This is a genomic window from Streptomyces sp. NPDC004542 (assembly GCF_040610035.1).
Lineage (GTDB): Bacteria > Actinomycetota > Actinomycetes > Streptomycetales > Streptomycetaceae > Streptomyces.
The window spans coordinates 60531-79104 of record NZ_JBEXLP010000018.1; the positions used below are offsets into that span (position 1 = coordinate 60531).

Annotated in this window: 20 protein-coding genes and 3 pseudogenes; 9 read left to right on the top strand and 14 right to left on the bottom strand. The window is 70.6% G+C overall.

Going from position 1 to position 18574, the window contains the following annotated elements; genetic code table 11:
- Positions 1-17: 17 nt before the first annotated feature.
- Positions 18-347: pseudogene (locus tag ABZX30_RS13345) on the bottom strand (Hsp70 family protein); the annotation flags it as partial.
- 316 nt (positions 348-663) lie between these two features.
- Between ABZX30_RS13345 and ABZX30_RS13350 the strand changes: the two are divergent.
- Complete coding sequence (locus ABZX30_RS13350; protein WP_355932672.1) at positions 664-1218, top strand: DUF3291 domain-containing protein; 555 nt, start codon at positions 664-666, stop codon at positions 1216-1218.
- Positions 1219-1313: 95 nt separating this feature from the next.
- Here ABZX30_RS13350 and ABZX30_RS13355 read toward each other — a convergent pair whose 3' ends face one another.
- The 6 genes from ABZX30_RS13355 to ABZX30_RS13380 all read right to left on the bottom strand — a co-directional run bounded on the left by ABZX30_RS13355 (position 1314) and on the right by ABZX30_RS13380 (position 5779).
- On the bottom strand, positions 1314-1565 hold the full coding sequence (locus tag ABZX30_RS13355) for a Smr/MutS family protein (protein WP_355932675.1): 252 nt from the start codon (positions 1563-1565) through the stop codon (positions 1314-1316).
- Positions 1566-1831: 266 nt separating this feature from the next.
- On the bottom strand, positions 1832-2905 hold the full coding sequence (locus ABZX30_RS13360) for an esterase-like activity of phytase family protein (protein ID WP_355932678.1): 1074 nt from the start codon (positions 2903-2905) through the stop codon (positions 1832-1834).
- A gap of 686 nt (positions 2906-3591) precedes the next feature.
- Positions 3592-3714 carry a type B 50S ribosomal protein L36 gene (ykgO, locus tag ABZX30_RS13365; RefSeq protein WP_067228404.1) on the bottom strand — a complete coding sequence of 41 codons (123 nt, stop codon included), beginning with the start codon at positions 3712-3714 and terminating at the stop codon, positions 3592-3594.
- Between the two features lie 37 nt (positions 3715-3751).
- Complete coding sequence (locus ABZX30_RS13370) at positions 3752-4012, bottom strand: type B 50S ribosomal protein L31 (RefSeq protein ID WP_355932682.1); 261 nt, start codon at positions 4010-4012, stop codon at positions 3752-3754.
- A gap of 49 nt (positions 4013-4061) precedes the next feature.
- Complete coding sequence (gene rpmG / locus ABZX30_RS13375; protein ID WP_266684581.1) at positions 4062-4226, bottom strand: 50S ribosomal protein L33; 165 nt, start codon at positions 4224-4226, stop codon at positions 4062-4064.
- A gap of 452 nt (positions 4227-4678) precedes the next feature.
- On the bottom strand, positions 4679-5779 hold the full coding sequence (locus ABZX30_RS13380; RefSeq protein WP_355932685.1) for an NADH:flavin oxidoreductase/NADH oxidase: 1101 nt from the start codon (positions 5777-5779) through the stop codon (positions 4679-4681).
- 452 nt (positions 5780-6231) lie between these two features.
- Between ABZX30_RS13380 and ABZX30_RS13385 the strand changes: the two genes are divergently transcribed.
- Positions 6232-6987, top strand: a complete 756-nt coding sequence (locus tag ABZX30_RS13385) for an IclR family transcriptional regulator (RefSeq protein WP_355932687.1) — start codon at positions 6232-6234, stop codon at positions 6985-6987.
- Between the two features lie 126 nt (positions 6988-7113).
- Positions 7114-8280: a 4-hydroxybenzoate 3-monooxygenase gene (locus ABZX30_RS13390; protein WP_355932690.1), complete on the top strand. Its 1167-nt coding sequence runs from the start codon at positions 7114-7116 to the stop codon at positions 8278-8280.
- A gap of 349 nt (positions 8281-8629) precedes the next feature.
- Here the strand turns inward: ABZX30_RS13390 and ABZX30_RS13395 are convergent, their stop codons facing one another.
- Complete coding sequence (locus ABZX30_RS13395; protein WP_355932692.1) at positions 8630-9010, bottom strand: helix-turn-helix domain-containing protein; 381 nt, start codon at positions 9008-9010, stop codon at positions 8630-8632.
- A 73-nt stretch (positions 9011-9083) separates the two neighbouring features.
- Here ABZX30_RS13395 and ABZX30_RS13400 point away from each other — a divergent pair, with 73 nt between their 5' ends.
- The gene (locus ABZX30_RS13400; RefSeq protein ID WP_355932694.1) at positions 9084-9770 is read left to right on the top strand and encodes an NAD(P)-binding domain-containing protein; all 687 of its coding nucleotides are present in this window, start codon (positions 9084-9086) and stop codon (positions 9768-9770) included.
- Positions 9771-9799: 29 nt separating this feature from the next.
- Here the strand turns inward: ABZX30_RS13400 and ABZX30_RS13405 are convergent, their stop codons facing one another.
- Positions 9800-10519 carry a hypothetical protein gene (locus ABZX30_RS13405; protein ID WP_355932696.1) on the bottom strand — a complete coding sequence of 240 codons (720 nt, stop codon included), beginning with the start codon at positions 10517-10519 and terminating at the stop codon, positions 9800-9802.
- A 215-nt stretch (positions 10520-10734) separates the two neighbouring features.
- Here ABZX30_RS13405 and ABZX30_RS13410 point away from each other — a divergent pair.
- Positions 10735-11052: pseudogene (locus tag ABZX30_RS13410) on the top strand (NAD(P)-binding domain-containing protein); the annotation flags it as partial.
- Positions 11053-11098: 46 nt separating this feature from the next.
- On the opposite strand, the gene ABZX30_RS13415 reads toward ABZX30_RS13410, so the two are convergent.
- The 3 genes from ABZX30_RS13415 to ABZX30_RS13425 all read right to left on the bottom strand — a co-directional run bounded on the left by ABZX30_RS13415 (position 11099) and on the right by ABZX30_RS13425 (position 13205).
- On the bottom strand, positions 11099-11497 hold the full coding sequence (locus ABZX30_RS13415) for a hypothetical protein (RefSeq protein ID WP_355932698.1): 399 nt from the start codon (positions 11495-11497) through the stop codon (positions 11099-11101).
- Positions 11497-11772 (bottom strand): hypothetical protein, encoded by a 276-nt coding sequence (locus ABZX30_RS13420; RefSeq protein WP_355932699.1) that lies wholly within the window; start codon positions 11770-11772, stop codon positions 11497-11499. The genes ABZX30_RS13415 and ABZX30_RS13420 overlap by 1 nt, the downstream gene beginning before the upstream one ends.
- Positions 11773-12608: 836 nt before the next feature.
- A complete protein-coding gene (locus tag ABZX30_RS13425; protein WP_355932702.1) occupies positions 12609-13205 on the bottom strand; it encodes a TetR family transcriptional regulator in 597 nt (198 codons plus the stop codon).
- 63 nt (positions 13206-13268) lie between these two features.
- Here ABZX30_RS13425 and ABZX30_RS13430 point away from each other — a divergent pair, with 63 nt between their 5' ends.
- The 3 genes from ABZX30_RS13430 (at position 13269) to ABZX30_RS13440 (ending at position 17246) form a co-directional block, all read left to right on the top strand.
- Complete coding sequence (locus ABZX30_RS13430; RefSeq protein WP_355932704.1) at positions 13269-14147, top strand: NAD(P)H-binding protein; 879 nt, start codon at positions 13269-13271, stop codon at positions 14145-14147.
- Positions 14148-15898: 1751 nt separating this feature from the next.
- Positions 15899-16633 (top strand): Crp/Fnr family transcriptional regulator, encoded by a 735-nt coding sequence (locus ABZX30_RS13435; RefSeq protein WP_355932706.1) that lies wholly within the window; start codon positions 15899-15901, stop codon positions 16631-16633.
- 94 nt (positions 16634-16727) lie between these two features.
- Entirely contained in the window at positions 16728-17246 is a 519-nt protein-coding gene (locus tag ABZX30_RS13440; protein ID WP_355932709.1) for a hypothetical protein, read from the top strand.
- Positions 17247-17387: 141 nt separating this feature from the next.
- Here the strand turns inward: ABZX30_RS13440 and ABZX30_RS13445 are convergent, their stop codons facing one another.
- Positions 17388-17627, bottom strand: coding sequence for a hypothetical protein (locus tag ABZX30_RS13445; protein WP_355932710.1), 240 nt, complete (start codon positions 17625-17627; stop codon positions 17388-17390).
- A gap of 134 nt (positions 17628-17761) precedes the next feature.
- Between ABZX30_RS13445 and ABZX30_RS13450 the strand changes: the two genes are divergently transcribed.
- A complete protein-coding gene (locus ABZX30_RS13450) occupies positions 17762-18460 on the top strand; it encodes a hypothetical protein (protein ID WP_355932712.1) in 699 nt (232 codons plus the stop codon).
- Here the strand turns inward: ABZX30_RS13450 and ABZX30_RS13455 are convergent.
- Positions 18415-18564: pseudogene (locus tag ABZX30_RS13455) on the bottom strand (TetR-like C-terminal domain-containing protein); the annotation flags it as partial. The gene ABZX30_RS13450 and the pseudogene ABZX30_RS13455 sit on opposite strands and share 46 nt — an antisense overlap.
- Positions 18565-18574 lie beyond the last annotated feature (10 nt).

Consider the following 18574-nt stretch of genomic DNA (forward strand, 5'->3'; position numbering starts at 1 on the left):
GAAGACGGCCGCCTCGCCCGCTCGCCCAGGTACGACTCGGCGTCCCGCTTCAGCTTCTGCAGGATGAACGCGCTGATCTGCTGCGGGTGGAAGTCCGTTCCGTCGATGCCCACCGTCCAGCCGGTGCCCATGTGGCGCTTGACCGAACAGATGGTGCGCTCCGCGTTGGTCACCGCCTGCCGCTTGGCCGCCTCACCGACCAGCACCTCACCGTTCTTCGTGAAGGCGACGACGGAGGGTGTGGACCTGGCGCCCTCCGCGTCGGTGATGACGGTCGGCTCACCACCTTCGAGAACACTCACCACAGAATGCGCCGTACCCAGGTCGATCCCGACAGCACGAGCCACCGTGCGCTCCCCCCAGCCGCCGCGGCGACAGCCGCGCGTGCGTTTCCCCTCCCTCAGGATTCCACTGACGGCCAGTTCGTACACGGTTCTTCAGCAAACCCAGGCTCTCCAAGGCCTGCCCCGCCCCAGTCCCCGCGATGGCCGGTGCAAGAGGCCATGTGGGCAGGGAAAACGCAACTTCGACCTGGTTCACAGAGGCGGCTATCTTCACCTGGTCTTCGGCGATCGCCCACTGTCGTACAGGAGTTCGTTCATCCCTCCAGGCGTGAGCCACCGCACCGGGTTCGCACCAGGCACCCCGACCAGGGAGAGATGCATGCCCCGTCTTGCTCTGTACACATTCGGCGTCTTGAAGTCGCCTCTCGCCGATCCCGCACCTCTCACGCGCGAGTTCTACGACATCGGTGAGGCCGTCTACCGGAAGATCAGTCAGCAACCCGGGTACCTCGCGCGTGCTGAAGCGGCGGACGGTGACCGGGGCATGCTCTTCGAGGCGGACTGGGGTGCGTGGGGAGAGTTCGCCGTACCGACCTGGTACGCCGGCCGTACGGTGGAAACCACCGCCCTGGCCACGACCCTCTCACTCTGGACCGGCCTGGGTCCCGCTTTCGACGCCGTCTACACCGGTCTGCACCGAGCGGCGCTGAACAGGCGTTACGACTGGTTCGAGCGGACAGGACACCCGAATCACGTGTTCTGGTGGGTCTCCGACGATGTGATACCCACCTGGCAGGACGGGGTTTCCAGGCTGGAACACCTCCACGACCAGGGCTCCGCGCCGGACGCCTTCACCTTCCACGACTCGTTCGCCCCGGACGGAACTCCGGACAGGATCAAAGGCATCGGTCCGGAGAGCGACCAGGTGCGCTGACGAGGAAACCCGAACGACTGGATTCACTGTCGAACGCCTCGATCGAACGCTGTCCGACGCCGCCGTCCGGCCGAAGCGGCGGCCCCGCGCCAGCGTCAGCGCCGGGCGAAGTGCACCAGCACCTTTCCGGTGTTGCCGCTGCTGACCTCTACCCGGTCGTACAGCCGCCTGATGTGTCTCTGCCCCAGGAACGCCAGGACGCGCTCCCGCAGTTGGCCGGTGCCCTTGCCGGGAATGATCTCGGCGACCGGCTCGCCCGACCGGTGCGCCGTGAAGATGAACTGACGCAGGGCGAGTTCGATGTCCCGGTTGTTCCGGAAGATGGGATGCAGGTCCAAGCTGAGCATGGTGAGTGGCCGTTCGGTGCGCTGCGCGGGAAAGGACGGTTGCCTACGGCTCCCTTCGTACCGCAGACGGTTCCGCCGGGGCAACGTGCGCGCCGCTTTGTTCGAAGCGGGCCGGCGCCGGTGAACCGGCCGCGGCGCGGACGAGGGGCCCCGCCGCGCGGCCGCCCGGGTGAACGCGTACGCCGGAGCCGGGGCGGGGCCACCCCGGCTCCGGCCGCCTCGGCCACCCGCCTGCCCCGGACCCGCGGTGAGGCCGCGCTCGATTCCTACCTCCGGGGCAGCCGGGTCGTGAGCGAGTAAAGCCGCGTGGTCTGCGTGGCATTGCCGTTGTCGTCGCTGACCATCAGCAGGCGCAGCCGTCCGTCGTGGGTGCGGCCCGTGACGGTGACGCCCTCGATGTTGTCCAGCAGCGGGTTCGGCTGGGGCTGCTTCGCGGTGGCGCCGAGCGAGGGACAGGAGGCGATGTCGGCGAGCAGGGTGGTGCGGACGGTCCTGACGTCCGACGCGGCGCCGGCCGTGTCCGTCCCGCTCACGTCGGAGGCGTGCGTCGGGTCCGCCAGGTACAGGCGGACGGTGTTGCCCACGCCGGCGGTGAAACCGCGCTCCAGGATCAGCAGCCTGCCGTCACCCGTGGCGGCGATGTCGGAGATGTTCAGTCCGGCGTCGACGCGTACGGCGTACTGCGCCGCCAGGTGGAAGTCGTGCGCCGCGCCTGCGCGCCGCCAGGTCTGCAGACGGCGCACGTCGCTGTCGTCGCCGCTCAGGGCGCCCTCCATGGAGGCGACCAGCGTGTGGTCGCCGGGCAGCAGGGTCAGGCCCTCGAAGGTCTGGTTGCGGGTCGCCCGTCCGGCCGGGGCGACGTGGAGGGCGGTGGGGGCGTCCAGGCGGCCGAGGTAGGCGCCGGAGCGGCTGAAGCGCACGACGGAGGGCTCGGTCTCGGAGGCGATCAGCCGGGTGCCGTCGCGGTCCACGGCCACGGCCTCGGAGTCCAAGGGCTGTCCGGCGCCGTCGGTGAGGGACTGGACGGACAACGGCTGCCTGGTGCGGGCGTCCAGGGTGTAGAGGGAGGACTCGTCGGCTACGGCGAGCAGGTGTCCGCCGGAGTCCGGCGTCAGGCCGGACAACTCGCCTACCTGCGCGCCCGCGAACGTCGTCTTGTCCAGTGCGTCGGAGAAGCCGTCGATGTCCGTCCAGCGGGAGCATGCCCGGCCGCCCGCCGGCGCGCTTGCGGCGGTGGCGGTGGCGGGGGCGGGGGTGGTGGCGGTGGCGGGGGTGGTGAGGGCGAGGGGCGAGGCCGCCAGCAGGGCGGACGCCGCCATGGCGAGAGGACGCAGGGGCACGGGGACTCCTTCGGATGACGGGCGGTGCGGGAGGTGCCCGGAGCCGGGCACCTGATGGTCCGCACGCGTTGCCGTAGCTGCCGTCCCGGCCGTAATGCCCCTGACGGAGCGACAGGTGCCTTGTGGCCGGGGGTGATCGAGTGCGCGGGTGGACCACGCCGTCCGCCTCGCGACCGCATCGGAAGCCGTGAACCGGACGCCCTGGCGGGTCCGTCCGGCGGCTTGCGGGTGGGGTGAGGTTACACGACACCCGCCGGATCGGGTTGACGCCCGGCTACGGAATCCCGGCCTAGCAACTCACCCGACGCCGCGCGCAGTTGCGCCGGGAAGAGCAAGGGGTCGTCGGCCGGACCGGAGAGCGTGAGCTCCTTCGCACGCGCTGGTGTGTTCCTCGACCAGCGCCTCGCTCACACATCCGTCGGCCGGGTGCTCGTCCCAGGTCAGTCGTCCAGACCGGTCACCGACACCTGCACGTGGGCTCTCCGCGGTCCTTGGTTCCGCGCTCGACCGGCGCGGAGTACGGCGCAGCCGGCGAAAGACCCCCTCACGCTGTCCGTCCGTCCGCCGGCGCGGCGCGGGGCAGCCGTTGCCGCCGGGCGCCGGCCGGCGGCGTGCCCGTGCGGGACGCGGAGCGGCCCGGCACCGTGTCGCCGGTGTCGGGCCGCTGGTGTGCGCGGTGCCGGTTGTCAGCCCTGGCGGGCCTTGAAGCGCGGGTCCTTCTTGTTGATCACGAAGGTCACGCCGCGCCGGCGGACCACCTGGGCGCCGGGCTTGTTCTTGAGCGAGCGCAACGACTTGCGTACCTTCATCGCTTTCTCCTTCCGCGGGTTCGAACTGGGGCCGCCGTCAACGGCGGGCCTGGGGAGCGCTTCCGTAGCGCCTTTCGAACCGCTGGACCCGTCCCGCGGTGTCGACGACGCGGGAGGTGCCGGTGTAGAACGGGTGGCTCGCCGACGAGACCTCGACGTCGACGACCGGATACGTGTGACCGTCCGTCCACTGGACCGTGTGCTGCGCGGGGGCGGTGGAGGGGACGAGGAGTTCGAAGCCCGCCGCGCGGTCGCGGAAGAGGACGGGGCGGGAGACGGGGTGGATGCCATGCCTCATGACGGTGTCCTTCCTGAGGGCCCCCGCCGCCTGGCGGCAGGGGCAAAGATCAGCGTTCTTCGCGGAAGAGGACGTGTGCGCCGGCCTTCGGGTCGTACTTGCGCAGGACCAGCCGGTCGGGGTCGTTCAGGCGGTTCTTGCGGGTCACGTAGGTGACGCCGGTACCGGCTGTCGACCTCAGCTTGACGACGGGCCGCGTGGTGCTGCGTGCCATGAGGTGCCCCTTTCACGTGCACCCGAGTCGCTTGACTCGAGCATGTCAGACATGGGCTACAACGGCATCCACCGGCCCCGCATTCCCGGTCCCGGCGAGTGACGAGCGCCACCCTGCCCCGGGCGGCCCGCACCGTCGCCGAGAGGCTCCCGGTGCCGTGGCACCGTGCTGCTCGCGCCCGTCGACGGAGAAGGTTCCCCGCCGTGTCCGCGCAGGTGTTCGAGATGCGGCGCGCCCCGCCGGCTCAGCGGGAGTGGGGCCGGGTGGTGACCCGCCCGGCCCCGGCCGAGGCGGGCAGGGCGGCGTCCCGCCCTGCCCTACGGCGGGATGCGGCGAGGAGACCCGGCCCGGGCGTCGCCGGATCCGGGTCCACCGTCGCGGCCATGGATCTCCCCTCGGCCGTCCTGGGTCAGAAGGACACCGACCGGGGCCCGGCAGCGCTCACCGCCCGATCACGCCCGGTGGTACTGCACGGGTGTGGGGACCTCGCCGCCGAGCGCGGCGGCGGCGTGCCGCGGCCAGTAGGGGTCGCGGAGCAGCTCACGGCCCAGGAGGACGGCGTCGGCGCGGCCGGAGGCAAGGATCTCCTGGGCCTGGGCCGGCTCGGTGATCATTCCCACCGCCGCGACCGGCAGGCCGGTCTCGTCGCGCACCTGTTCGGCGAAGGGCACCTGGTAGCCCGGACCGGTCGTGATCCGGGCGTCGGGGGCGATGCCGCCGGTGGAGACGTCCATCAGATCCACACCGCGGGCCTGGAGCTCCTTGGCGAGGCGGACGGTGTCGTCGCCGGTCCAGCCCTCACGGTCGTCCTCGGGATTCTCGCTCAGCCAGTCGGTGGCGGAGGTGCGGAAGAACACGGGCAGCTCCTCGGGCCACACCGCGCGCACGGCTTCGACGACCTCCAGGGCGAAGCGGATCCGGTTCTCGAAGGAGCCCCCGTACTCGTCGGTGCGGTGGTTGCTGTACGGGGAGAGGAACTGGTGGATCAGGTAGCCGTGGGCTCCGTGGATCTCGGCGACCTCGAAGCCGGCGGCCAGCGCGCGTTCGGCTGCCTGGGCGAACTGCCGGACGAGGTGCCGGATCTGCTCCGCGGACAGCTCGGCCGGGGTGGTGGCCGAGCCGTCGAAGGGCACGGCGCTGGGGGCGACCGGCTGCCAGCCGTGGGGCTCGTCCGGGCGGATCTGCCGGCCGCGGTCGACCCAGGTCCGTTCGGCCGACGCCTTGCGGCCGGCGTGGGCCAGCTGGATGCCGGGGACGACTCCCTGCGACTTCAGGAAGGCGGTGATGCGCCGAAACGCGGCGACCTGGGTGTCGTTCCAGATGCCGAGGTCGTAGGGGCTGATCCGGCCCTCCGGGCTGACGGCCGTGGCCTCGGTGATGATCAGCCCCGCCCCGCCGGTCGCGCGTGCCGCCAGGTGCGCGAAGTGCCAGTCCGTGGGGGCACCGGCCGCCTCGCCTTCGGGTTCGGCACTGTACTGGCACATCGCGGCCATCCAGATGCGGTTGGGAATGGTCAGCGACCTGATCGCATAGGGCGTGAAGAGCGACGTCACACGGACTCCTTGGCAGTCGACCGGCCCGACGGGAGCATAACGCAGCCCCCGAAGACGGACCCGAAACCGTACGCGGGGAACAATCGCGTGCGCGGGCTTCCTATTCCCGCCGCCTACCGGCGTGTGCAAGTAATCACACTCTGTCGGCCGTACCGGTGCCGGACCCGCGGCGCGAGGGCGTCGCCGACCGCCGTCACGTGCCGAACGCCTGGCGGCGCGTACGCCGCCTGCGGACCCGGCGGGACACCGGAGGCGGAGGAGCGTCGGATGCGGCCATGCGCCGAGCCTACCGCCGGGAGAGTGGGCTTCCTTCTGCGATCTGCGGCCCGTCGGCGCACCGAGGTGATCGGAAGAAGGCATTTCAGGGGCTCGGTGAAATGCGCCAGCAGTCCTTTCCGCGCCGACGCACCCTCGTATCATGCCGTGCACTGCGGTGCGGAGCGGAGGCGGCCATGGCGAACTCACCGTCCGGCGAAACGGTCACCGAGCGGCTCGTGCGCATCCTCGAAACGTTCGACACCGACCGCACGGTCCAGACGGCGACGGAGATCGGGCGGCGTGCGGATCTGCCGTCCTCCACCGCGCACCGCATGGTGGCCGACCTGGTGGAGTGCGGGCTGCTGGAACGGGACGAGGACCAGCGTGTCCGCCTGGGCATGCGGCTGTGGGAGCTGGCCCTGCGGGGCTCACGCGCGCTGCGCCTGCGGCAGGCGGCCCTGCCCTTCATGGAACGGGTCCAGGCCCGCGTCCGCGAGCACACCCAGCTCGCGGTGCTGGAGAACGGTGAGACGCTCTTCCTCGAGCGTCTCTCGCACCCGAAGGCAGGCGCGAACATCACCCGGATCGCCGGCCGACTGCCGCTGCACGCCTCGTCGTCGGGACTCGTCCTGCTGGCGTACGGCCCCGAGGAACTGCGCGAACGCGTGCTCGCCGGGCCACTCGAAGCGGTGTCGCCGGAGACCGTCACCGACCCCGCGCGGCTGCGCCGGGTGCTGGCCGGCATCCGCCGCGACGGCGTCGTCGTGGCCCCGGGGTCGGTCGAGGCCGTGTCGACGGGTGTCGCCGTGCCGGTACGAGAGGCGCGCGAGGGTGTGATCGCCGCGCTGTCGGTCGTGCTGCCCCGTCACGCGCCGACCCGTCCCGCCGTCGAGGAGCTCCGCGCCGCGGCGTCGGGCATCTCGGCCGCGTTCGCGACGCAGCGGCCCTAGCTCACCGGTGAAAGCCGACTTCCCGTTCAATGGCAACCAGCCTCGTCAGCGGTCCTTTCCGGAGCCAAACTCCCTCTGTCGCGGCGCACTTGTGTCGCCCTCGAGACCGCGAACGAAGGAGTGGACATGCCCGTACGTACGCGCGTCGCCATCATCGGCGCGGGCCCTGCCGGCCTGCTGCTGTCCCATCTGCTGGACCGCTGCGGCGTCGAATCGGTCGTCATCGACTCCCGTACCCGTGAGCAGATCGAGAGCACCATCCGGGCCGGCATCCTCGAACAGGGCACCGTGGAGATCCTCGCCGAGACCGGGGCGTCGGACCGTGTCCGCACGGTCGGGCAGCGACACGAGGGCATACAGCTGCGCTTCGCCGGCGAAGGCCACCGCATCGACTTCGCCGACACCGTCGGCCGGGCCGTATGGCTGTACCCCCAGCACGAGGTGCTCAAGGACCTCATCGCCGCCCGTCTCGCCGCCGGCCAGTACCTCCGCTTCGCCACGACCGCCGTACGCGTCGAGGACGCCACCACGAGCCGTCCGCGCGTCGTCGCCCAGGACGCGGAGGGCCGCACGGTCGAGATCGAGGCCGATGTCGTGGTCGGCGCGGACGGCTCGCGCAGCGTCGCCCGCGCGGCCGTCACCGGTTCGTACGGCGGCTATTTCCGGGAGTACCCGTTCGCCTGGTTCGGCATCCTCTGCGAGGCACCGCCGAGCGCCGAGGAGCTCATCTACAGCAACTCGCCCAACGGTTTCGCCCTCATCAGCCGGCGCAGCCCGAAGGTGCAGCGCATGTACTTCCAGTGCGACCCGGACACCGACACCGAGGCGTACGCGGAGGACCAGCTGTGGGAGATCCTCCAGTCGCGGGTCCCCGGCACCGCTCTCAAGGAGGGCCGCATCTTCCAGCGGGACGTGCTGCGCTTCCGCAGCTTCGTCGCGCACGAGATGCGCCGCGGCCGTGTCGTGCTCGTCGGTGACGCCGCGCACACCGTGCCGCCCACCGGGGCCAAGGGCATGAACCTCGCCGTCGCCGACGTCGCCGTGCTCACCGAGGCGCTGCGCGCGTTGCTCCTCGACCACGACGAGACCCTGCTGGACGCCTTCGCCGAGACCGCGCTGCACCGCATCTGGAAGGCGCAGCACTTCTCCTGGTGGATGACGAGCATGCTCCACCTCGAGCCCGGTGCGAGCGATTTCGACCGCCTGCGCCAGATCGGCGAACTGCGCTCGGTCGTCGAGTCGCGGGCCGGCCGCACTCTCCTCGCCGAGGCGTACACCGGATGGCCGCTGTAGGCCACGGGTTCCACCCGGCGACGGCGACGAGGGCACCGGGCCGGGTGGGTGCTGCTGCTGGTCAAAACCGTTCCGAAAGACCGGTCTTGACCAGCCCATGCCCCAGGCGCCGGCTCCGTGGCGCAAACGCTTCCGCATACGTCCTCTCCCGTTCCCCGACCGTCCCACGCAACCCGTCACCACGCAGGCCGGCGAATCGTAGGACGGCCACGCCCCGAGCCACCGACGAGCCCGCCGACCCGTACCCCCGGGCCCGGGACGACGAGGACGACGACACCCACGAAGCCTTCGTCACCTTCGGCTGGGCACTCGTCTGCCGGCGACGCCCGCGCTCACGCTGTCGACCGGTCTAGCGGTTGCGCGGAGGGGGCTGCGGGGCGGGAGCGCATGCTGCTTCCTGGGCTGCCATGACCTCATCGCCGTACTCGAAGGCCCATGCGCCGACGGTGTCGATGGGCACGAGAAAGGTCCGCCCCAGAGCGGTGAGTCGGTACTCGACCCGTGACGGTGCGCCGGCGTGTGCCTGCCGGTCGACCAGGCCGTTGTACTGCAGCCGTCGCAGCGTCTCGGTGAGGACCTTGGAGCTGATGCCCCCGATCCGCTCCCGTAGTTCGACCGGGCGTCTGGGGCCGTCGCGCAGGGCCCAGAGCACCACGGCGTTCCAGGTGTGGGAGAGCAGGTCGAAGGCGAGGCGGGCGCGGCAGTCGGCGAGGAAGGCGTCGGTCGTCACGTACCACATGGTGCCCGAACCGCAGTCTAGCGTCGGTGGGAACGGCGAAGCAGACACGGAGAGGGAACGTGTGATGAGAATCGGCGTACTGGGAACGGGCAACATGGCCGACGCGCTCGCCACCCACTGGGTGCGGGCCGGGCACCAGGTGACCATCGGGGGACGGGACGCACACAAGGCGGAGCGGCTCGCGATGCGCATCGGAGGCAGCGCGAAGGCTGCCGGTCTGCGCGCGGCGGCCGAGTTCGGCCAGGACGTGGTGCTGGCCGCGCTGCCCTTCGGCGCGGGAGCGGACGTGGCACGGGAACTGCGCGCGGCCCTGGAGGGCAGGGTGCTGCTCGATTGCTCCAACCCGGTCGGCCCGGGATTCCGGCTGCTGACGGAAGGAGGCCCCTCAGCCGCGCAGCAACTGGCCGCGGCGGCGCCGGGAGCCCACGTGGTCAAGGCTTTCAACCTCTGTCACGAGGACGTGTGGCGCATGCGGCCGCCCGTCTTCGACGGGCGGCCGCTGGCAGTGCCGGTCTGCGGGGACGACGAGACGGCCGTCGCGCGTGTACGCGCGTTGGTGCGGGACGTGGGCTGTGAACCGGTGGCCGGCGGCGGTCTCGGACGGGCGGGGCTCCTGGAAGCGACGGCCGCGCTGTTCATCGCGCTATGGGTGGGCGAGGGAGCGGACGTCCAGGCGATCGCACCTCCGCTGGCCTGTGCGGCCGGACCGAGGCACCAGGAGACCACAGGCGGCACGGTGGCTTTCCGTTAGGAGTTGCGAGCGAGGGCTTGTGTCCACCGCTACTTCAGGTTCACCGCGTCACCGGCCGACACGACGCGCGCGGTCGTGGTCGTGCCGGGGAAGTACCAGCGCCAGCTTCCGGCGGAGTTGGCGGTGACCTTGGTGCTGAGCTTCCCGGCGTCGCCCGTCCGCACCGTCTTCAGCGTGCGGTAGTGGCCGGCTCCGGCGGCTTTGAACTGGAGCTTCACATCCTGTGCGGTGAAACCGTGGTACTTCAGGTCCTCCCAGTTCGCCCGGGTCAGCTTGCCGGAGACGGTCAGCTTGGCACCCTTGGCGACGGGCTCGGGTGAGGCGTCCGTGGTGAGTCTGGAGGCGCGCTTCATCTTGAACTCGGCGATGTCGTCGGCGATCCAGTAGTCACCGTCGTTCGCTTTGACAGTGGCGTTGACCTGCCAGAGGCCCGCCGTGTGGTTGACGTCCTCGGGCAGGCTGTCCGGAAGCCACTGCGGGGCGATGGTCATCGTGGCCGTGCACACCGATGTGGTGGAGCTCTTCTTCACGCACGTGGTGTCGGTCCAGTCGCTGAATTCCCAGCCGTTGCTCTTGTTGAAGACGCTGACGTGGGACAGACCCTTCACACCTGAGTTGTCCTTGATGGTGATGGCGATCGGGTAGGTGACGCGCTGGGACGTGCCGATGATGACATTCTTCCCGCCGTTGACGACGGCAGCGGTGACCCGGATGTCACCCCTCCCCTCCGCGTGGGCCCCGGTTGCCATGAGCAGAGTCAGAGCCGCGGCCCCGCCCGTCACAGCCCACGCCGCTCTGACCGTTCTGCTGTGCATGATCCCTCCCCCTTGAGGCCGGTCTGCCCGGCCGGTTCAGCGTCGTCATGCCCCACCCTCCTGACGTGCTCGCTCACCCCGGGGTAACCACCCACCACCAAGTGCGTACTTGATCACCCCCCCCCGGCCCTACGCCCAGCCTAATCGGCATGCCACGGAACACCGTTGAGAAGACTCCCGTCACGCTGCTGGGCCTCGGCGCGATGGGCACCGCGCTGGCCCGCACCTGGCTCGCCGCCGGGCACCCGCTCACTGTCTGGAACCGCACCCCCGCCCGCGCCGCGGCGCTCGCCGCCGAGGGTGCACGGGTCGCGGACAGCGCCGCTGAGGCGGTCGCGGCGAACACCTTGATCGTCGTATGCCTGCTGGACGACACCTCGGCCGACGAGGTGCTGGCCGGCACCGACCTGGCGGGCAGGGACCTGGTCAAACTGACCACCGGTACTCCTGCCCAGGCCCGCGCCCGGGCGGGCCGGCGCGGGCGGGCCTGACGCAGCTTTGGGACGTCGGCGGCTACTGGCCGGGGTGGACGGCCTGGACGCCGGTGCCCGCGTACGCCTTCGGGGTCAGAGTGAGCAGGAACCGGCCGCTGGGGTGGGCGGCGGACGGCCGGGCGGCGTGGATGGCGTGGACGGCGGCCCAGGAGTGCCCGAAGCGCAGCAGTTCGGTGGCGGTGACCGCGGCGTCGGTGTCGAACGCCTCGATCCGGATGAACCGCAGCCCCTTGATGTAGCTGAGCAGCCCGGGTCGCTCGGTGTCGCCGGCCGTCAGCGACAGCACCGGCGCATACAGATCACCGAGCCCGCCGGATGCCTGGACGTAGAACGCGGCGACCGCCTCGTTGAACGGATCCTTCGGGTCGTGAAGCGCGACGGCGGTGGTGTGATCGAGGACAACCGCGATCGCCGCCACTACGCGGCCGCCCGCGGACCGAGCGAGGCGGCGCCCAGCCGCTCCAGCAGAGCCCGGGCCTTCGCCTCCGCCTCCGGACTCGGCGCACTGCCGAGGGCGGAGGCGAGCTCGGCACGGGCGAGCTCGGCACGCTCGGCGTATTCGGCCTGCGTCGGCGTGCTCTGTGCCAGCTCCTCGACCAGGCCGCGGATGGTCGTCCCATGCTCGGCCGCCAGCTGGGCCAGTCGGTCCCGCGCGGCCGCGCTCACCTTGATGCTCGTCTCGTCTGCTGCCATGTCCCGATTCTACCGCGTTCCTCTACTGCCGGTAGAGGAACGCGGTCCGGTGTACCAGCCCCGCCGCCTCAGGGCCACCGCCGGGGCGTACCGCCTGGTGCTCCTCGCCGGATCAGCGTGCGGTGCCACATCCCGCGAGCCCGGCACCAGGCGAACGAGAGGACCCGGACGGGGCAGGGGCGGCTCGAGAGGGCTCAGTTGCCGGCTCACCGCGTACGCGGCGTCCGCCCCGGAAGCACGAGTACGAACGGCAGCGGCGCGCCGGCGCCCGGCGCGCGCTCCAGGTCGACGCCACCCACCCGCCGGCCCACCTGCGGCGTGCCTGCCTGCTCGTCGGGGAGCCCATGGCGGCGGCGGTGGTACCGCAGGCCCGCCGGACCGACCGGATCGCCACCGAACTCGCCGCGGCCCGCACCGAGGTGGCCCGCCACCTGCTGCGCGACGGCCTCGGGTGCACATCGGGGTCGATGCCTTCAGCCCGACGGCCCCGGTCGCGGACCCCTCCGGCGCCCGGGCCTGTGCCACGCTGACGGACAGGACCGCGAGATGCACGCCGCAGGGGTCGAGCGCCCTCGCCAAGCCGACAGTCGCCTCAGGAGGCTGACGGGCCGTACGCCTTCTTCCGCGATGTCCGGCATCGCCGTTCGGCTTCCTCTCCCGGTCGAACACTCACCGCGACGGGGGAGCGGGCCAGCCGCTCGGCGGACCGGTGGGCGATGTCGCCCTGTCGCACTTACCGGGCTGTGTGCGGCCGGTATCCGACGGCGGCCACAGGGAGCCATCCGGCCGCGCCTGCACCAAGCCGCGGAGCCTTCTCCGGCCCGGAGCGTCGCCTGTCAGGGCAGTTGGCTGAATGCCTGGTCGGCATCGGCTACGGCTTCGGGGTGGACGTCGTGGGCGGTGCGACCGTCGGCGATCTTCTGCCAGTTGGCCCGGGCGAGCACCCGTTGGACCGCGAGTACCTGAGCGGCCAGCAGGCGTGCCGTGATGCCTTCGCCGAGGGCGTCCGCCAGTGCCTCCTCGTCCTCGAGCTGGTACCGCGTGAGCCGTCCCGCCAGGCTCGGTGTGGTGAACACCAGCCGATGGAACGCCACCACCTCGGGATGATCGCTGAGGCCGGTGACGGGGTCGTACCGGTCGAGGCCGGCCCGGAAGTGCCGGTGCAGCGCCGTCACCGGCTTGCTGCCGGGCTCACGGTCACGTACGACACGTGCCGCCTCGCCCTGATGGTCCGCAAACCGGTACAGCACCAGGTCTTCCTTGGTGGGGAAGTACCGGAAGAGGGTCGGCTTGGAGATCTCGACCGCCGCGGCGATGTGGTTGACCGAGACGCGGTCGAAGCCGCGCTCCAGGAACAGCGAGACGGCCGCGTCTCCGATGGCGTCGCGCGTCCGCTTCTTTTTGCGGGCCCGCAGTCCCGTCGGCTCGCTCATCTGAACACCGTAACATTCATGACCGGGTTGCTTTTTTAACCGAGTAACGTTTTCATGGGCGGCATGAATCAGATGGACATTCCTCCCGTGCTCGTGACCGGGGCGACGGGCCGGGTCGGCCGCTTCGTCATCGACCAGCTCCTCGACGCGGGGGTGCCGGTCCGTGCTCTCACCCGTCGCTCTGATGCGGCGGCGACGCTGCCGGCGAAGGTCGAGGTGTTCACCGGCGACCTCACCGTGCCCGAGTCGCTCGACCCGGCGTTGAACGGCGCCGGTGCGGTCTTCCTCGTCTGGACCGCCCCGCATCAGACCGCGGAGGCGGTCGTCGAGCGGCTGGCAGCCCACGTGCGGCGGGTCGTCTTCCTCTCCTCCCCGCACCGGACGCCGCACCCCCTCTTCCAGCAGCCCAATCCCATGGCGGTGCTGCACGCCGGTATCGAGCGGCTCGTCGCGGCCGCCGGACTCGAGTCGACGATCATCCGGCCGGGGATGTTCGCGTCGAACTCGCTGGCCTGGTGGGCGCCCGCGATCCGGGCCGGCGAAGTCGTCCGGTGGCCTCACGGCGCCGCCGAGTCGGCACCGGTCGACGACCGCGACATCGCAGCCGTCGCGGCGCGGACGCTCTGTCAGGGCCGATACGTCGGAGGCGACTACGTCCTCACGGGCCCCGAATCGCTGACCCAAGCCGCGCAGGTGCACGCCATCGGTGACGCCCTGGGGCGCCGGATCGCATTCGAGGAAATAACGCCGGACGAGTTCCGAAGTCTGTGGGAGGGCACGGTGCCCAGCGCGGCCGTCGACATGCTGCTCGCCGCGTGGAGTGCGGCGGTCGGACAGCCCGCGTACATCACCACTGCGGTGGCCGACGTCCTCGGGGCGGCGCCGCGCACGTTCCGCCAGTGGGCCGTCGACCACGCCATCGCGTTCACGGAGGGTCCGTAACTCGTCGACCGCGACCTGCCTTTCTGGCCGCGCCCTCAGTCCGTCGCCCTGGCCCTCGCCCCGGAACGTGCCGAGCGCGTGGGCACGTGAGGCTCGGGCGGTGGCGCCTGCCGGCCCGACTGAACAGTGCGCCTTCGCCGGTCCCAGCACCGAACCCACGCGCGGTTCCGATCACCACCATGCGGCACCCGGCTGCCGTGTTGCCGCTTGGGCGGGACGGCGACCCCTTGCATCGACCTCGACTTTCGGCGGGGGAGGCCCGCCGCTTCGCCCAGGGCCGCGGCGACGTCCGGGGCTGGTCATCCGGCGGTGGCGCCCGTGTCCGGGACCTCTGACGGGCCGGGTGCCTGGTGGTGGCGGTTTCAGGGCGCCGGGTGCGGGGCGGCGTATGACGGAGCGTGTCGCAGGGTGCCGCGCACGGGGTGGGGGAGGGGGTGCTTCGGATGTACGCGAGCACACGCTGGCGGCCAGATGGCGCACAGTGTGACGCACGTTACCCGATGCGCTCATTTGATCATCTTTGCGCTCGACCGTCCATGCCCGCGCTACTTCCGACGTGAACTTGGCGCCTGGGTAACGAAACTGACGTCGTAAAGGCTTGGCTCCGTCCGCGGGTGCAGCGGCCTGGCCCGGCATGGATGCCGGCGCATGGGAGGAGGCGGGCGGCAATGTGGATCAGTCGACATTCGGAAGTGTGACCGCTTGGGCCGCCGATTGACGTTCGATATCCCGTCCCGAACAAGAGGGGGATGTATTTTCTGCGCGTCCTGCATTTCCGCTGAAGCCCACCAGTGGAATGTTGAGAAATCAATTATGGCAGACCAGGGAATCCTCGCGATGATCGCACTTACGCCCGACCGGGCGGTACCGCTCCGGGCGCCCGGTGACCAGATTTGTTGACTATTGAACGTTGATTATCATTTGATAGCGCTCTCAGGATCTCCAGGAGGCGGATGCGTCGCGCTCCCGGGTGCGCAAAAGGGGCGAAACGTCCGGGCTGCGGAGCGCCGCCTTGACGAGCCCCGATATGGTCCTGTCCATGTCAAAACCCCTCGGCTGGGGGGTTTGCGGTGCCAGTTGGAGCGGTAGAGATGACATGGCGCCGGATCGGGAGTGACCTTTACGCGGTCCGTGGTGTTTACTGGGCACCGGTCTGATCCTGGTGGGTCCGGACCCTTTCCGGGAGGTCCTGGGGGTGGTGCCCCAGGGCCTCCCGTTTTTGACACGGGTTTACCCGCAGGCTCATCGGGCCTCACTCGGGGGTAACTCTGAGGTCTTCGTATGAATATCTGAATGTCGAATACGGGGATTCCTGGGAATCGATTGAGTGGGTTTACGGATTCCACTTCCGGCTGAGGCCTGCCGATCCCCCACGGGTAGGGGATCGACGCTGCGTGAATCAACTGCGCGCCGCCTTCGGAAACGCGACTAGCTCTGGCCTTGTGGCGAGGGGTAGCGTTATCCCGCTCCAACGTCATCTCCACCCGCCCGGCCCACACCACCGGGCACGCACCACCTCCCGGAGAGGCGAAGGACCCACCACCTGGGACCCCGCTGACACAGCGGGGTCCCAGGCCGATCAACCCCATAAGGACGAACACGATGAGCATCGCCAGCTCTCACGGCGCCGTGCCGCCGTACCCTCCCGAGTGCCCCGGTACGCCGTGGCTGAGGCGCCGTCACCGCCGCGCCTTCGACGGGGCGTACGCGACGACGCGTCCCGCCCGCCCGGTCGCGAGGGGAGTGTGACCATGCCTCCCGCCCTCGATGTCTCCCGGCCCACCCACCTGCTGCACGCCCACGAAGGCAAGCCTGAGGGAAGCTTCCTGCATCGCCTGCAGGCCGAGACCTGGCACGCGCTGCTGCAATCCGGCCTGCGCAGCCGCACCTTCACCCGCGACGAACTGCTGCCCATGGGCGCGGACAACCCGTTCGTCTACATCATCCTCGAAGGCGTCGTACGCCAGGACCGCTACCCGCTGGGCACCGGCACGGGCATCCCCTCGGTCACCCGGTTCCGGACCGCCGGCGAACTGGTCGGCGAGGCCGCGCTCATCGACCCCACCTCCCGCGTCGACACCCGCTGCCTGACCACCACCGTCGTCATCCCCTGCGCCGCCCGCTACTTCAACGCCCTCACCGAGCGCCGCCTGTACGAGGCGCGCCTGGCCCTCCTGCACAGCCTCGAAGACCGCAACCGCACCGACGAACTCGTCTACGGGATGGCCATCCGCCCGCCCCTGGAACGGGTCAGCCGACTGCTTGCGCACCTCGCCAGGACCGCCGGCGTCCCCGACCCGCGCGTCTCCCGGCACACCGTCATCACCGGCCCCGGCCAGAAGGACGTCGCGGCAGCCCTCCAACTCGCCGTCTCCACCACGGAGAACGCGCTGCGCACGCTGCGCTACCACGGTGTCATCGAGGCCCGCTACCGCCAGTTCGTCGTCCACGACGTCGACGGCCTCAGCCGCTTCGCCGGGGTCTGACACCACCCCCGGCGTCCCTCGCACGGACCCACCATCCTCTTTCCGCGCCGCACACCCCCGACCGTCGGGGCGGCGCGCCCGTGAACGGATCACCATGACCATGCACAGCACCACCCTGGCGATCGGCACCAGCGCCGGCTCCCTCGCCGCGGGGATCGTCTCCTCCTTCGTCATGGGAGCCCTCGCCCTGTACGGGCTCCTGCACCACCGGGAGGTCTTCGCCTGGATGCGGCAGATCCGCACCGCCGACGCGGAGAACACCGCCTACGACGAGCCCGACCAGTGGCTCGCCGACCTCTACAAGGCACAGTGCCGCAGGGTGAAGAAGCCCAGCCGGGCCGAGGACATGGAGGACATCTCCCAGACCGGCGACATGATCCGGGGCATCGCCGACCACATCGAGGCCATCCGCCCCGAACTGGCCAAGGTCGTCGAGCGCGTCGACGACTACCTCGACACAGCCCTGGCCGCACCCACCCCTGCCTTCAAGGTGTCCTTCCAGGACCACCAGGCCCAGCTCGTCCAGGCCATGAAGCAGGAAGCCGCCCGCGCCGACCTCGCACAGGCCATCTCCACCGCCCGGCAGAAGATCACCCTCCTGCGCCGCGGCTGACCACCAGAAAGCCACCGTGGGCGGCACACCACCGCCCACGCCCGACCACCTCCTCCACGGCGGCACCGAATCCTTCGCCACGACCGGCACCGCACGCGCTGGTCCGGATCCGGTACCGGCGGTGCCGGCGCGGCCGTGTGCCTAAGCGCAGCCCTTGATGTGGCTGAGCAGCCCGGGCCGCTCGGCGCCCAGCGCGGAGGCGAGCTCGGCGCGGGCCGGCGCGGCGCGCTCGACGTACTCGACGTACTCGACGTACTCGACTCGGGTCCGGGTGCCCTGCGCGAGGTCCTCGACGAGGGCCCGGACGGTGGTGCCGTGCTCGGCCGCGAGCGGGGGCGCGCCGGTCCCGCGCTGCCACGCTTGCTTTGATGCTCGTCTCATCTGCTGCCGGCCCCCGACTCCACCACCGTTCCTCTACCGTTGGTAGAGGGATGGTGCCGGCGTCACTTCTCGGTGTCCCTGCCCCTGTCCGGCGGCCGTCCCGGATTGTCAGTGGCGGCTGCTTACCTGGCGCTATGAGCACTGTGCGCGAGACCGCCGCCCTCCTGCCCGACCCCGCCCGACTTCGTTCCCACTTGCGCGCACTGGCCGCCTTGGACATGGCGATCGGTGACGATCCGCGGTTGTGCCGGTACACCTTCGACGCCGCTTGGGGCCCCGGTGTGGAGGCGGCCCTGATGGACAACGGCTCTGGAGACGACTTCGCCGTCCTTTTCACTCCGGCCGGCGTGCTCATACGCGGCTTCGACCACGAGTCGGAGATGAGTCCGTACGGCACGGACGACGAGCAGGTCTGGCCCGGTGTCATCGACGAGGTGCCTGCGGCGTTGCGCCCGCTTCTGGACGAGCCGGCCTTCCATGACGAGGGCATCGACGCTCCTCGGGTCACCGCCTGCCTGTGGCAGGCGACCGGCGACCCCGTCTGGCGCACCGGCTCGACCCTCGCCTTTCCCGCGGGCAGCGAAGACCCAGACGGCTCCGGCTTCCTCTTCCACCTCCTCACGGACCGCTCGCCCGAAGCCGTCCGGTCATGGTTCGAGGATTACTACGAACGTCCCGTCCCGCTTGACGCCATCCGCCACGTGCTCGCCGGACACCCCCTCACCCCCGCGGTCGCGGTGGCCCTCAACCCGGCCGCCCTCTCGGACAAGGCACTGCTCCGAAGGATCGCCGAGCGAACTTCAGTTGTGGGCAGCACGAACATCGCCTGGTAGAGGGCAGGGTGTCCGACGGCGAAGCGCGAGTAGGCCAGGCACACGGCCCGGCGGGCCGGTCCACGATCACCAGGACGGTGCCGAATTCGGCCTTCAGTATTCATACAAACGTAT